Annotated in this window: 16 protein-coding genes and 1 pseudogene; 11 read left to right on the top strand and 6 right to left on the bottom strand. The window is 60.8% G+C overall.

The features are described 5' to 3' along the window. Nucleotides 1–114: 114 nt before the first annotated feature. Complete coding sequence (locus NL114_RS20765) at nucleotides 115–609, bottom strand: redoxin domain-containing protein (protein WP_144906828.1); 495 nt, start codon at nucleotides 607–609, stop codon at nucleotides 115–117. 196 nt (nucleotides 610–805) lie between these two features. Between NL114_RS20765 and NL114_RS20760 the strand changes: the two genes are divergently transcribed. Both NL114_RS20760 and NL114_RS20755 read left to right on the top strand, forming a co-directional pair. Further along, a complete protein-coding gene (locus NL114_RS20760; protein WP_254824777.1) occupies nucleotides 806–1081 on the top strand; it encodes a HalOD1 output domain-containing protein in 276 nt (91 codons plus the stop codon). A gap of 687 nt (nucleotides 1082–1768) precedes the next feature. Beyond that, nucleotides 1769–2635, top strand: a complete 867-nt coding sequence (locus NL114_RS20755; RefSeq protein WP_254824776.1) for a DNA-binding protein — start codon at nucleotides 1769–1771, stop codon at nucleotides 2633–2635. A gap of 549 nt (nucleotides 2636–3184) precedes the next feature. Here NL114_RS20755 and NL114_RS20750 read toward each other — a convergent pair. Together NL114_RS20750 and NL114_RS20745 are read right to left on the bottom strand one after the other, a co-directional pair. Beyond that, on the bottom strand, nucleotides 3185–3547 hold the full coding sequence (locus NL114_RS20750; protein WP_254824775.1) for a hypothetical protein: 363 nt from the start codon (nucleotides 3545–3547) through the stop codon (nucleotides 3185–3187). Nucleotides 3548–3642: 95 nt separating this feature from the next. Then, complete coding sequence (locus tag NL114_RS20745; RefSeq protein ID WP_254824774.1) at nucleotides 3643–4431, bottom strand: hypothetical protein; 789 nt, start codon at nucleotides 4429–4431, stop codon at nucleotides 3643–3645. A gap of 206 nt (nucleotides 4432–4637) precedes the next feature. Between NL114_RS20745 and NL114_RS20740 the strand changes: the two genes are divergently transcribed. Next, nucleotides 4638–5546: an HFX_2341 family transcriptional regulator domain-containing protein gene (locus NL114_RS20740; RefSeq protein WP_254824773.1), complete on the top strand. Its 909-nt coding sequence runs from the start codon at nucleotides 4638–4640 to the stop codon at nucleotides 5544–5546. On the opposite strand, the gene NL114_RS21885 is transcribed toward NL114_RS20740, so the two are convergent. Next, nucleotides 5534–5620 (bottom strand): DUF7837 family putative zinc-binding protein, encoded by an 87-nt coding sequence (locus NL114_RS21885; protein ID WP_491543638.1) that lies wholly within the window; start codon nucleotides 5618–5620, stop codon nucleotides 5534–5536. The two genes, NL114_RS20740 and NL114_RS21885, sit on opposite strands and share 13 nt — an antisense overlap. A gap of 207 nt (nucleotides 5621–5827) precedes the next feature. Between NL114_RS21885 and NL114_RS20735 the strand changes: the two genes are divergently transcribed. The 5 genes and pseudogenes from NL114_RS20735 (at nucleotide 5828) to NL114_RS20715 (ending at nucleotide 9193) form a co-directional block, all read left to right on the top strand. Next, entirely contained in the window at nucleotides 5828–6232 is a 405-nt protein-coding gene (locus NL114_RS20735) for a hypothetical protein (protein ID WP_137685129.1), read from the top strand. Nucleotides 6233–6466: 234 nt separating this feature from the next. After that, nucleotides 6467–7453, top strand: coding sequence for a transcription initiation factor IIB (locus NL114_RS20730; RefSeq protein WP_254824842.1), 987 nt, complete (start codon nucleotides 6467–6469; stop codon nucleotides 7451–7453). A 28-nt stretch (nucleotides 7454–7481) separates the two neighbouring features. Then, nucleotides 7482–8027: a type II toxin-antitoxin system death-on-curing family toxin gene (locus NL114_RS20725; RefSeq protein ID WP_254824839.1), complete on the top strand. Its 546-nt coding sequence runs from the start codon at nucleotides 7482–7484 to the stop codon at nucleotides 8025–8027. A 2-nt stretch (nucleotides 8028–8029) separates the two neighbouring features. After that, nucleotides 8030–8167: a hypothetical protein gene (locus NL114_RS20720; RefSeq protein WP_254824838.1), complete on the top strand. Its 138-nt coding sequence runs from the start codon at nucleotides 8030–8032 to the stop codon at nucleotides 8165–8167. Between the two features lie 155 nt (nucleotides 8168–8322). Beyond that, a pseudogene (locus NL114_RS20715) lies at nucleotides 8323–9193 on the top strand (biosurfactant protein 1). Nucleotides 9194–9444: 251 nt separating this feature from the next. Here the strand turns inward: NL114_RS20715 and NL114_RS21785 are convergent. Together NL114_RS21785 and NL114_RS20705 are read right to left on the bottom strand one after the other, a co-directional pair. After that, nucleotides 9445–9933, bottom strand: coding sequence for a hypothetical protein (locus NL114_RS21785; protein ID WP_350355445.1), 489 nt, complete (start codon nucleotides 9931–9933; stop codon nucleotides 9445–9447). A gap of 17 nt (nucleotides 9934–9950) precedes the next feature. Next, nucleotides 9951–10502: a DUF7342 family protein gene (locus tag NL114_RS20705; RefSeq protein WP_254824841.1), complete on the bottom strand. Its 552-nt coding sequence runs from the start codon at nucleotides 10500–10502 to the stop codon at nucleotides 9951–9953. Between the two features lie 136 nt (nucleotides 10503–10638). Here NL114_RS20705 and NL114_RS20700 point away from each other — a divergent pair, with 136 nt between their 5' ends. The 3 genes from NL114_RS20700 to NL114_RS20690 all read left to right on the top strand — a co-directional run bounded on the left by NL114_RS20700 (nucleotide 10639) and on the right by NL114_RS20690 (nucleotide 12318). Next, entirely contained in the window at nucleotides 10639–11520 is an 882-nt protein-coding gene (locus tag NL114_RS20700; protein ID WP_254824836.1) for a biosurfactant protein 1, read from the top strand. A gap of 138 nt (nucleotides 11521–11658) precedes the next feature. Next, a complete protein-coding gene (locus NL114_RS20695; RefSeq protein ID WP_254824835.1) occupies nucleotides 11659–11847 on the top strand; it encodes a DUF8012 family protein in 189 nt (62 codons plus the stop codon). A 90-nt stretch (nucleotides 11848–11937) separates the two neighbouring features. Next, on the top strand, nucleotides 11938–12318 hold the full coding sequence (locus NL114_RS20690) for a hypothetical protein (RefSeq protein WP_254824834.1): 381 nt from the start codon (nucleotides 11938–11940) through the stop codon (nucleotides 12316–12318). The last annotated feature ends 103 nt before the right edge of the window (nucleotides 12319–12421 follow it).

Raw genomic sequence — 12421 nt, 5'->3', positions numbered from 1 at the left:
CACGATCCCTGCTACGTCTTCCGGGTCGCTTGCGACTGTTCGGCTATCAGGTAGCTAAGCTCCGGAGTGACGCTCGTGAGACAGCTGTAGAATATCGTCTTGACTGTGCTGAGACTACTCGTCAGCGGTTCCGAGCTCTTGGCTGACCTCATACGCTTCGTTGAGCGGCTCCATATTCCACGACGCCCAGTTATCTTCGGCAACCCACCGGTAGCGCACAGTGCGGTCGCCGTCAAGTAGGACGATCCCTCGTTTCTGGTTTCGTTTGCCCTCAATCGTCTCCTCGAGCATTCCGTACTGGTCATACACCTGCTTTTCCTCATCCGTCAAGAGCGGATACGAGAGGTTGTTTTGGTCGATGAACTGTTGGTGACTGTATGGGCCGTCGGGCGAGATACCGAGCACTGCGATCTCGTCGTTGAACGTTAACATCTCCATATCGTTCAGCTCGCACAGCTGGTCAGCACACACGGGACTGAAATCGTAGACGTAAAACACCAGCATAGCAGGTCGTCCAGCAGCGAACTCAGACAGCGAGAACTCCCGAACTTCGTCACCTTGGGTTCCTGTCAGTGTGAAGTCTGGCGCTGTGTCCCCTACTTGAACCATATTTGTATAACGGAGGCGAGTCTGAAATCAGTTGTCACGCTTTTGTCGCACAGATTTTCAGAAACGTCTCTGTAACGGGCAAGTTGCCCACTACCGAGTCAACTCGGCGGAGTAGTGCGAGGATAGAGCCTTCGTTCGTCGGACGCGACCTCACCAGCTATCGAACCATCGCTTTTAACTGCTGTTCGTCCTTTGATTGGCTGAGATCAGGACGGATTCATCATCCCCGAGTGATACGGACCGGTGTTCGAATCTCCTTATCGAAATCGTCGAAACCCTGGAAGTCCACGGCCTGCCGAGCGATTCGTATCAGCTCCACGATGTCGTCGACATCGAGGCACTCGAACGACTTCTCGCATCGTCCTCCGGCGATGTCGAGGTTCGATTCACTGTCGAGGGGGTTGAGGTCGTCGTCACGAAGGACGGCGTCGACATCCCTCTTGACGAGCCAGTCGGCTCACCGAACCACTAAGGCGCTCGGAATCGTCGACAGAGACGACTTCTGAAAGCCCTCGGCCGCTCGGCATCCCGCGACCACTGCTGCGCTCCTCGTTCCTGCGGTGCTTGCGGGGTCGGGGGACGACCGAGGCGGCCTCGCCCTTTCTGAGTCCACCAGGACGGTAGCTGGATCGCCGAGTGTCGCGGCCGGCTAGACTGGTGTGTCCGTTATGGCCCGCCCCGCTCGCCGCGTTCCGCCCTCCGCGTCGCTCGCGACCGACCATTCCGGGCGTGCGGGCGCTCTCCGCACCGCCCGCGCCCGTTCCGGGCTAAAATGGATGTGCCCTCGGCGCCAGCGGGTATCCCCGTCGGTTGCGCCCCTTGCGGGCTTTCGCGTTCCAGCGCTTTGTGCCGCCTGCGCTGTCGCGCGCCACACCGCGGCGCGCGTTCTCGGCGACAGTCGCCCTGGACACGGACCCGCACATCGGGCCGGACACGAGCGGGCATATCCCGCTGGCCGCTCGCTCCGGGCGGGTCGGCGCGCGGTGCTGGATGATCGTCCGCCTCGGGCGCGCTCTCGCTCGCGCCCACAGGGCGCTCGCGAAGGCGCGAGCGAGAGCGCGCAGATGGTTCTGTCGGTTGTTGTCGTCGAGGAAATCCGCGATGTTGAGGCATCGCGGTGTCGGGCGCGTGAGCGCCTTCGGAACTAGGGTAAGTTCCAATGTCAAGTAAGAACGTCACCACGGATGTAGTTTCGGTCGATGAACAGGCTTTCGAGAAACACGATGAAACCGAGGTCGACGAGGACGGATTCGAGGTCGTCGACGAGACCCCCGAGTTCCGGGCGACGGTCGACATGGAAGTGCAGGCGAAAGTCGATTCCAACCATCCAGACGCGCGGGTCGAGGAAGGCCCGGATCACCTGTACGGGAAGACCCTCGAACAGGAAGAGCGCATCGAGGCCCGGGAGGCCGAGCTGGAGCACATCAGTGCCCAAGCGGAACTCAGTCAGCAGGAGGGACGCGCGAAGCGGACGCGAGAGGTCGTCGTCGAGCAATGTGGCCGGGATGAGCCCGAACCGGTGGAGCGCACGGATCCACGGGAAAAACTGACGCAGAGCGAACTCTCGGCGGTGAACAAGCAGGCGATGCGGATCAACGACGAAGTGCAAGGCGGCTGGTCGAGAGCGGTCGTCGCGAAGCAGCTGGCCAAGAAGGTGCAGCGCGGCCAGGACGTGACCAAGGCGGTGCTGGAGACGCTGGAGGAACTGAAGGCGGTGCCAGGTGCAATCGTACCCATCGCGGATGTGCCGGACGTGCCCGTCGGGGAAGTGACGGTCCAGGGTGAAATCACTGAGCTCTGGAGCCCAAGTGACAACTCAATTCAACAAGTCGGGCTCATCGAAGACGAGAGCGGGCGAACAAAATTCACGGTCTGGGAGAAAAGCGGGAAAACGGTGGTTCGAGAGGGGCAGACGGTCAGATTCAGAGCGGTCAAGAAGAACTGGTACCAAGGTCGGTGCAGTCTCGCCATCACGGGCTGGAGTCGGATCGAATTCCCAGAGCGCGGTCGGTGGTGGGAAGAATAGCCAGTTAGCGCAGCCTTCTTTTTTTGCTGTGTGCCGGACCAGCCCAGACCCCGCCACCCCACCCTCCGCTCCCGGCCTCCCGCTGGTCGGCCGGCAGCCACGACCGGGCTCCTACCCTTGAGAGGAGCGCAGTGAGACGGCTGTCAAGGGTTGAGAGAGAGGGGGTTTGTGTGTACCCAGAGGGGCAGGGGGGGGACACAGACAACGTGCCCTGAGCAACGATGTCCAAGGAACATACTTTCACAGCCCGCGAACGGCTTCGCATTCACCTCCGCGAAGCTCACCGGACGACCGGCTCACCGATCGTCGAAGTACAGTTAGCCGCCGCACTGGACGCCTGGAAAGACCTACCGCCGATGCACCTGCAGGAGGGGATCTCGGTCAGAGACTACGCAGGACACCTAACACCACCAGACACTGAATGGGCTCGACGGGTCGGGACACAGGAGGTGCACAACGTCTCCGAACACGCCGATAACGGTCCCGAGCGTTCCGGTGAGGACCAAGAGGGCAAGTAAGATCAAGAACGGCCACAGTTCGTCGGCCATCTCAGTCTCGAAGGTGGGAGTCTTCGACCCGGACCAGTTGGAGGGACGGGAACGGTGCGAAGGGAATTTTCTCCTCAACGAGGTCTTCGAGTGGGATTGCAGCTTCCCGGTCGCCCCATCTCGGGATGTGCTGTTCGAGCACATCGAGTGGAGTAACTACGATGATCTCGTCGTCATCCGGGTACTTCGGAGTCTTGTCGGCCAGCGTGTCCCCGTCCTCAAACTCCCACTCGTCGAGTTCGAGTCCAGGAATGTTTACGACGACCAAGGCGATCGGTTCGTCGGCCTCAGTATCGTGGACGATATCGCCGTAGATGAAATCCGGGTCTTCCTCCTCATCGTCCAGTTCAAGTTCCAAGGCCATATCGAGTGACCGTTGGAGTGGTTCCTCGCGTCCCGGAGGCTGCCATTGTTCTTCGTCGGTACGTCCGTCAGGTGGTCCGCCGCCTTTGCGTGGCATTAGTTGGTCACCATGAATTCGTCAAGAGCAGTTTGCGAGCTGTGCAGGGCCTCGATCCTCCAGTTGATGGTCTCGGTCAACCGCTCGGCATCGTGTTCCCCGTTCGGTTGCCTGCTCTCGTCCAAGATCGACGTCTTCCCGGAGAAGGCAACAACCTCGTCTGGGGCGTGGAGGAGATGTTCGTGTGAGACCCGACCGTTGAGGTAGATCCGATCCGGGCCGAGCGTCTCGACCAGGGCCTCCAGGTCATCCCAGAGGTTGAACTTCGAGTTGTACTCGGTCCCGTCGAAGGCACACGACTTCGTGCCGAAGACCTCGAACAGCTCCCGGCAGTGCTCGTAGTGCCACGGTTCCCACCCCACGATGATGGGATAGAGTTCGACGTCGAGTTCGGCATCCTCAACCATACGGTAGAGCGCCTTCTGCCCCTCGACCGATCGCTCAATCTCGCTCAGGAGTTCGCGACGGTCCATATCGTCGCTGTCCATGACCCAGCGGTCGCCTGGGAAGTAGACGTCGACGATCCCGTCCAGTTCCTGTAGCCGCTCGAACTCGTCCTCAGGAGTACGACCGACCAGGAACTCGTTCTGCTCCATCGAGTTGATGATGAGCATCTGGTCGGGATGCATGAACGCCTCTCGTGGTTGGTTTACGAACCAAGTCGACCGGCGGAACGGTGCTTGGAGGGCCGGAAACTCCTCGACGTTGTAGCCGAAGAGGCGTCTATCGGTGGAAGCTCCAGGTTTGGTCTTCGGTACGAACTCGTGCGGGAATCGGTCGCCGGGCATGTCGGATCTCTCAGGCGCGGTTGTGTCTCGGTGGCGCCTGTCGTGGCACTATTCACCGCACAGGCATAAGTCTTGTTTGCGTTTATTCGCACAAACACTATTTCTTAGGCTTGCCAAAATACATACTGCCTGTAGAGACCATAATTCGTCCCACATACGAAGCGTATAACGAAGGTCTTTAGCCTAAACCGCAGACAGAGGGAACTATGACCGAACGAGTCCATATCATCCCAGTTGGATTCGACTTCGAGCGTCTCATCTACCCAATTTCGCAGGGACAGATGGAGGCCGACCGAGTCGTGCTCATCACGCACGAAGGCGATCCAGACGATGAGGCAACGAGTAAGGCCGCGCAACTCGCATCGAATATGACTCGCCGATTGGAAGATTCGTTTAAACTGATTGATGTCGAGGTCCAGCGCGAATCCATCGAAATCGAGGGCATGTTTGACTATGAGACCCTCTATCCGATGGCGTACGACTACATCCTCGACGAACTGAAGGCTGATAACGAGGTTTTTGTCAACATCTCTTCGATGCCTCGCACGGTCGCCTTCGCGTTCGCTACTGCGGCCGACTCGATAATCGCCGAGTTCCAGGAGACTATGGATGAAATTCGAGACCGGCTCCACACCTACTACGTCTCTCCGGAGGAATATCTCGTGCACCGGATGATGGAGGTTCTGGAGAACGCCGCGGACACACTCGATGATCTGAAGCAGTACGAGGACCTGACCGTGCACAGCCAGTACGAAGAGATCGTGCAGCTTCTCGACCGAATCAACGAAAGCGGTGTGACGGAGGGTGCCCGAGACCTCGACGGGCAGATGTACGTCGAGTTCCCGTCGTCGCCTGGCAGTGACGTTGAGGATTTCGAGAAGACCATTCTGAACTTCCTCTTTGGGAAGGATCCGATTGCGTCGACGTCGGCGCTCGCCGAACAGCTGGCTGAAGAAGAGGGTGAGGAGTACGACGAGTCGTTCCGCAGCCGCGTCCAGTACAACGTCTCGAAACTCGACGAAAAGGGGTATGTAGACCGCGAGAAGGTCGGAAATAGTCTCGAAACGCAGCTCTCGACGATGGGGCGGATGTGGGTGGAAACTCACCGAGGATGAACTGGATCCTCGCATAATGGACACTCCGCGTAGACCGCTCGGTGGTCGTCCTTCTCGTACTCGATGAGGAGCATACCTGCGGGTATCTCGGTGTCGCAAGCCGGACAGGTTCCGAGGATCGATTGTTCCGACGACATGGGGGATGGAGCGCTGGAGCGTGTGACACTGTATTCCGGGGCTCCAAGTGTAGTAATGGAGTATACGTTCAAAAATTCGAGCCAAGCGAAGTGAAAGTGGAACGCGGAACAAGACCTATGCTGGAACAGTCTGATTATCCGACAGTGTTCGACGACCTCCATCAGACCATCAACAAGATCCGAGGTGACTTCTCCGGTAACAAGGACACCTCTATCGCGGTGGGTCGGGAGGCCGTTCTAGAGAACCTCGAATGGATCTACAGTGGCGTGTGCCTGCTACTCCTCTTTGGCGTGCTGAAGTTCAAGGACGCCGTCCTGCTCGCCGTCTACGGTGGTACACCATTCGTTCTCGACTCAGGCCTCTTCCTGCAATCCGTCCCGTTGCTCAGTCGTGTGCTGCCGCGTGTGACGATGTTGATAGAGCTCGGGATGGAGTTCGGGGCTGTAACCGTCGGTATCTCCCTTGGCGCCGTCTACGGCATCTACAGACTCATTGGCGCGGTGAGGATGGGCGTGCCGTACTACGCAGCACTGAAGCGGGACGATTAGTCCTGCCCCATCATATCCTATGAGAAAGGACTCGATCTGGAGTACAGGAGGTCTAGTGACATTTCGTCGTAGCCCCAGTCGCGGACCTTGTTCCACTTCTTGCCGTTCTTACGGCAGGCATCGAAGTTCCCCCGACTCCCTGTGTAGGCACTTCAGTCCAGCATAGAGTCTATTGTCCCCTCAATGGGTGAGGGGCTCGCCGTACTGGCGGGTTCCCTGAACACGGTGAGAACCATGGCAATCAGAGACATCTACGAAACTGACTTCGATGAGGACGCCCAGACGGAGTCGAGCGCTAACCTGTGTCCCGAGTGCGACGGGCGGGTCACCACCAACGCAGTCGAAACCATCTGCGAGGACTGTGGCCTGGTCATCAACGAGCAGCGGATCGACCACGGGCCAGAATGGCGAGCGTACGATGCAGACGAGCGCGAGCGAACAGGCGCACCGTTAACGGCGGCCCGCCACGATCGAGGCCTCTCGACGGAGATCGGTCACAGAACCGATGCTCACGGGAATGAACTCTCAGGACAGAAGCGACGGCGGCTCGCTCGGATGCGGCGTGAGCAGACCCGTGGTCGCTGGCGGTCCAAAGCGGAACGGAATCTCGCACACGGGTTGGGCGAGGTGCGCCGGCTGGCGAGTGCGCTCGAACTCTCCGAGTCGATTCGTGACCAGGCGTGCCAGCTCTTCCGGAGGGCTCAGAGCGAGGATCTGCTTCGTGGCAGATCCATCGAAGCCATCGGTGCAGCGAGCATCTACGGTACCGGCCGATGCAACGGCCGGTCGCAGCTCCTCGACGACATCGTGGCAGTCGCGACGGTCGGGGAATCACGGGTCACGAACGCCTACAAGACACTCAACGAGGAGCTAGGTCTCCCAGCCAAACCCGCGACACCGACGATGTACATTCCGCGGCTCGCATCTGACCTCGACTGTCCGGAGCGGATCCGACGTCGAGCGCGAACACTTGCCGAAGCGGCCGAGGATGCCGGCGTGACGACCGGCGTCCATCCCGCCGGCTTCGCTGCGGCCTGTCTCTACACGGCCGGCCAGGAAGCAGGGCGATGGGTAACACAGGGCGAGGCCGCGGCCGTGGCGAGCGTTACGGCAACGACGATACGGAACCACCGCGACGTGCTGCAGGAGCTCGACATCGGACAGCGCGGAGATCTTGCCACCGCGGTGGCCCGCGAGTGCGCTCCACAAAACAGTAGATAGATACGCGTTGTCGTAGAGGATATCGACAATGGGCGAGGACTCGGAGTCGATCAGCTACCTGTCGGCCGACGACATCCAGGCCATTCACGCGTTGATCGTGGAGGCAAATGCAGAGACTACCGCCGGGGTGGCCTCGCCAGGCGATATCGAATACGCCGTGGAACACGTTCAGGAAGGCCAGTTCGGTCAGGGCCCCGAGTCGCTCCACGAGAAGGCCTTCCAGCTGCTCCGGCTCATTGCGGCCAATCATCCGTTTGTCGATGGCAACAAGCGAACAGCACTCATGTCGACCCGGATTTTCTACGCGCTGAATGGGCTGCGCTTCGACTACGATCGGGAGATCAAAGAGATTCTGAAGGCACTCGCGACAGACGAGTCCAGTGTCGATGTGGACGATGTGCTCGCGTATCTGCGGGCGCACACAGAGCCGCTGGCACCGGAATACGAGGCGACCATCAATCTGTGGCTGGCCCGTATCGACGGGACGGAGCAGCTCCCAACGGACCGCGACACCGGCGAGCAGGAATCCCACGAACCGAACGATTATGACCACGACCCCCGTAATGAGGAGTAAGCATGGCCGCTGAAAGCGAGCCGCCCGAGATTCCCGATGAGCTGTCCGCCGAGGAGGCGCGGCAGTATCTCATCCGGTTCCTCGGTCGCCAAGACCTCGACGAGCACGCGGAGATCTACGAGGAACTCGCCACCGAATAGGACGGCAGCCGGCGGTATTACGGCGATCGCTCGTTCTTCAATCCCCCAGACTGAGTCCCGCTCGGCATCTGTCTCAGTAGCGTACCGCTCGGGGAGCTGTGTGGACAGCGTCCGGAGACTCAAGTACCAAACCGGGGGAAACGCGGAGCGAATCGATGACTGACCGCAACTCAGACCGAGACGCGTTCCAACCTGTCGGGGAAGGCGCTCTGGTGCCGGACCCAGCGCTGGATCAGCCCGCGGACGGCCAGCCAACCCGCCAGCGTGAAGCCGCGCATTCGGGTGGGTATCCGGATAGAACGGCCGACACAGACCGAGCCTGTGTCTCCTGTGGCGCATCCATACCGGCGTCGCAACGGAAAATGCCGGTTCTGTCTCGAACACGAACTCGACGCCGCCTCAGCGTCGGATGCTGCGAGTTCCGAGCAATCACTCCGTGGTGTGATCCACTTCCTCGTCGAATCCGGGACGTTCTATGGTGCTGTCGCGAAAGGGGCAGCTGCAGCGACACTTCTTACGTCAGGTCACGACGAACCGATCGACGACTGTACGCTCATCTACGCTCTCGACGACGAGCCCGCACCCCAGCTAACCGAACGCTGGCCTACGCTCCCCGCGGCCGCCGAGGTGACCTCAGCGGCCGGTGAGGCGTTGCTAACAGCGACCCGTGAGCGGACAGCGTGGAACGAGAGGAACAATCGCCCTCAGAAGGAGATTCCACGCGTCTATGACGAGCGAGGCCAGGGAATTCGTGATGAGTCGTCCCTCGAGCACACGCTCGACGACAGCGATCAGCTGTGGATCGTCCCAGCAATCGCTGTTGAAACAGTTCCCCGCAAAACCGAATCCACCAGTACCGGAGCTGAAATCCCGACCGTGACAGCCCTGGAGTGCCAGCACTGTACGAGAGAAACAGAACATCGGTTCAGGACACGTGAGTCGCTCTCTGACGAGACCTGGACAGGCCAACCAATCTGGGAGTGCCAGGTGTGTGGCACAGGTCGCTACGGACCTGCTCCCGAATAGGGCAGGAGGAATCTCGCCGATTAACCAACAGTCTCCGACAGAGATGGCTTCTGTTGGTTAATACGGTGAGTACCCTCAATTCCGACGGCAGTCACGGCGGGCGTTCATTTGGCAGGGTTCGCAGCGGCTTACCTCCACAAATCGGGGCGGGAACAGGGGTAGTGGGTAGCGCACCGTGACATCGCCGAGTCCGGAAACGTCACGCCGACCACGACACGGACGCATCACCAGACGCTCGATGAACTCGCTGTCTAGACGGGCCAGGTAGGGAGCGAGGGCGCTCCATTCTTCCAGTGGATCGCATCTAGCGCGGGCGGGAACTGCTGTAGTCGGTCATCGAGGACGGCGAGTGGGTGCGCATCGAGAAACGTCGCCTTGTGCCGATCAACCGGCGTGTCTTCGTAATTGAGTTGGATGTGACAGAGCCCAAGGTCCGGATGGTCGGCGTCCTGGTGGAATCCGAGCATCAGATTTCGGTCCGGTTCGACCCAGTTTATGCGGTAGTATTCGTGGTCGACGCCGGCGGGGTACCAGAAGCGAATCTCCAGTCGTGCTGTCGCCGCATCGTACGAGTCACTCAGGAACGTCGTCGGATCGACATCCGCGATGACGTACCGGGGTCGGCGTCGAGACGGGCGATAGCGGACCTCTTCACACCCTGGCTGGTTCGTCAATCGGTCGTGAACGTCGCGGAGGAGGGTCCGCTGTGTATAGCGGTCGCGACCGGCAAGAAAGATCATTCTGTGAGAGAGGAGGGTTAGCTCGTGGCGCGGTCAGCCACGTCGGTCATCTGCTCGCGGGCAGCTTCGACGTCGGAGTAGAGTTCCAGTGCGTGCTTGATGAGGCGGCGATCCTCCTCGTTCTCACGCCAGAACGCGATGACGTCGCGGCGGTCCCGGAGCTCCGCACTTGTGAGGTCGCCGTCGGCGAGCGACTGTTCGAGGTCTTCCCACGTCTCGACGTCGTAGGTCGCCTGCCACTCCTCGATCTCCTCGGTAATCGCGGCCAATTCACTCCGCAGCTCCTCGCGGGTGTTCTCCTCGATGAGCGTGCGGATCTCCTCGAAGAGCAGTCGCGTGTAGTCCGGCTGGTAGCGCGTCGTCTCGCCGGCCTCGACGCGACGCAATTGGCCCTGGTCGACGAGATCCTGAAGTTCCTCGTTGGTCGTACTCCAGGCAGCGTCGGCCTGCTCGCTGATCCAGTTGACCGACCGCGGTTCGCGAAGTGACTCGGCGACCGCTCGAATGCGTTCGCGGGCGCTCATCGACTCAGTCCACGATTGGACCTCATCTCGCGAGGATTCGGTCATGGTTGGCACCTCTTGGGACAGTGTTCGCGCCCTACTCCCATATATGTTTGTACCGTCTCGCATAATCAAGAGTGCCTTGCAGGCGAAGGCGTCCGGACGTTGAAATGCGATACCGACAGAAGGTATGAGCCAACCGATGCATAACCGATATTCTGACTTTGCAAAACTACGGCCGACTGGCGAGGCGTCCCACATTCCGGACACGAGGCTGGACGACGGCTGTGAGGGTGCCCCCCGACGGCAACGCGTCGCGACGAACGCTGGTGGCTACCCTGATGCGCCGACGGCCACCGACGGCGAGTGCCGGTCCTGTGGGGCCTCAGTCCCAGACGGCCAGACGAAATGCCGGTTCTGTCTCTCTAACCATCTCGGAGGTGACGCCACTAGCACGAACGAGGCAGCGTCGACGACGTTCCTCGGCATCGTCCATCTGGTCGTCGAGTCGACCACGTTCTACGGCGCCGTGGCGAAAGGCGGCGCCGCGGCGAACCTCCTCTCTACCAACGAGGCGGAGCCGGCCGTCGACGACTACACGCTCATCTACGATCTCGACGAGGCGCCGGCGCGCCAGCTGGCCGAGCAATGGCCCTCACTCCCCGACGCGGTACAGGTGGCGTCAGAGGAGGGAGAGCGGCTTCTCAGTGCCGCCCGTGACCGGACTGGGTGGCACGGGCAGGAAGCGTCGGAGCGGCAGGAACAGGCCCCGACGCGGCTCTACGACCAGCGTGGGGACGGCATCCGCGGCGCGTCGCGTCTCGACGCGGTCCTCGACGACGCCGCCGACGCGGTGTGGCTGGTTCCAGCGATGGCGCTGACCGAATCCACTGGCGAGGCTGCGGCTGATCGCCAGGTGTCGTCGGTGCCGACGACGCAGGAACTCGACTGTCAAACCTGTGAACGGGCGACCGGCCATCGGTTCAAGACCCACGAGTCGGTCCCGGATGAGGCGTGGACGGGGCAACCGATCTGGGAGTGTCGGGTGTGTGGCTCGGCTCGCTACGGACCCAGTCTCGAGTAGCGCCAGTGCTGGGCGTCGATTAACCAACACCCTGCGAGTAGCGTCGAGGTTCGTTGGTTACGTCCGCGAGCTCCTGCAAGCCCGACGCCAACCTCGATGGGGCGTCTTTCCGCGCCGGCGAGCGGTGAGGCGCTTCCGATGGAGCAAGAGTTCAAACAGGGCTACCGGATGCATCGTATACTCAGCAATCTCAACCGACTCGACATCGACCGATTGGACGACGCGGATCGAGAGCGAGTCGAGACCGCGAGAGACCTCCTGGAAGAGGTGAGTCTTTTCACGCGGCCGGGCGACGGAGCCGGGTCGGACGTCCACGCAGACTCCTAACTGGCGTCGCCGGCCACGCCTCGGGAGGCACCTCTCGCGTCGGTTTATCGCCCCGATAGGGGTGCGGGGGCGACCCCGTGAACTCCAGACATGGCTACACTGCAAGCTGCGACGACGTCGACCGACGCGATCGTATCGGATCCACAGGCAGTCCGCGAGCTCTGTGAGAGCTACTGCTTCGGGACGCTCGACTGGGAGGTGACCGACGAGGGCGAACTCACCATCTGGGGGTACGACGACTTCGAGGTGTACGAGGCGCGGGAGAACGGCCTGCCGGACTACGAGGGCGGGATCGTGACTCACGAATTCCTGCAAGAACTCGCCGACCACCTCGAAGCTGACGAGGAGTTCGATATCCAGACGGCGGGGTTCACCAAGTGCCGCTTCCCAGTCCTGGCGAAGCGGTACGTCGTTCGCGACGGCGAAGTCCTCCACGCGGACCTCAGTTCCCCCGACCCGATCGACGAGTAGCAGTAGTTTCCGATACTGTTTCTTTATTTAGAGTGAGAGCTGAAACAGCTGGTCAGTACAGAGCATAGATGCATCAGAGCGGTCACTACAGGAACGTGAGCAA

The organism is Haloglomus halophilum (assembly GCF_024298885.1).
In the GTDB taxonomy this organism is placed as follows: Archaea; Halobacteriota; Halobacteria; order Halobacteriales; family Haloarculaceae; genus Haloglomus; species Haloglomus halophilum.
Note: the sequence above shows the minus strand (reverse complement) of the source record. Positions and strands in the feature narration are given on the sequence as shown.

Bases quoted from the DNA above. Each gene is read 5' to 3' on its own strand.
- NL114_RS20765 (WP_144906828.1), bottom strand. From the start codon at position 609: ATGGTTCAAGTAGGGGACACAGCGCCAGACTTCACACTGACAGGAACC.
- NL114_RS20755 (WP_254824776.1), top strand. From the start codon at position 1,769: ATGTCAAGTAAGAACGTCACCACGGATGTAGTTTCGGTCGATGAACAG.
- NL114_RS20750 (WP_254824775.1), bottom strand. From the start codon at position 3,547: ATGGCCTTGGAACTTGAACTGGACGATGAGGAGGAAGACCCGGATTTC.
- NL114_RS20745 (WP_254824774.1), bottom strand. From the start codon at position 4,431: ATGCCCGGCGACCGATTCCCGCACGAGTTCGTACCGAAGACCAAACCT.
- NL114_RS20740 (WP_254824773.1), top strand. From the start codon at position 4,638: ATGACCGAACGAGTCCATATCATCCCAGTTGGATTCGACTTCGAGCGT.
- NL114_RS21885 (WP_491543638.1), bottom strand. From the start codon at position 5,620: ATGCTCCTCATCGAGTACGAGAAGGACGACCACCGAGCGGTCTACGCG.
- NL114_RS20730 (WP_254824842.1), top strand. From the start codon at position 6,467: ATGGCAATCAGAGACATCTACGAAACTGACTTCGATGAGGACGCCCAG.
- NL114_RS20725 (WP_254824839.1), top strand. From the start codon at position 7,482: ATGGGCGAGGACTCGGAGTCGATCAGCTACCTGTCGGCCGACGACATC.
- NL114_RS20720 (WP_254824838.1), top strand. From the start codon at position 8,030: ATGGCCGCTGAAAGCGAGCCGCCCGAGATTCCCGATGAGCTGTCCGCC.
- NL114_RS21785 (WP_350355445.1), bottom strand. From the start codon at position 9,933: ATGATCTTTCTTGCCGGTCGCGACCGCTATACACAGCGGACCCTCCTC.
- NL114_RS20705 (WP_254824841.1), bottom strand. From the start codon at position 10,502: ATGACCGAATCCTCGCGAGATGAGGTCCAATCGTGGACTGAGTCGATG.
- NL114_RS20700 (WP_254824836.1), top strand. From the start codon at position 10,639: ATGCATAACCGATATTCTGACTTTGCAAAACTACGGCCGACTGGCGAG.
- NL114_RS20695 (WP_254824835.1), top strand. From the start codon at position 11,659: ATGGAGCAAGAGTTCAAACAGGGCTACCGGATGCATCGTATACTCAGC.
- NL114_RS20690 (WP_254824834.1), top strand. From the start codon at position 11,938: ATGGCTACACTGCAAGCTGCGACGACGTCGACCGACGCGATCGTATCG.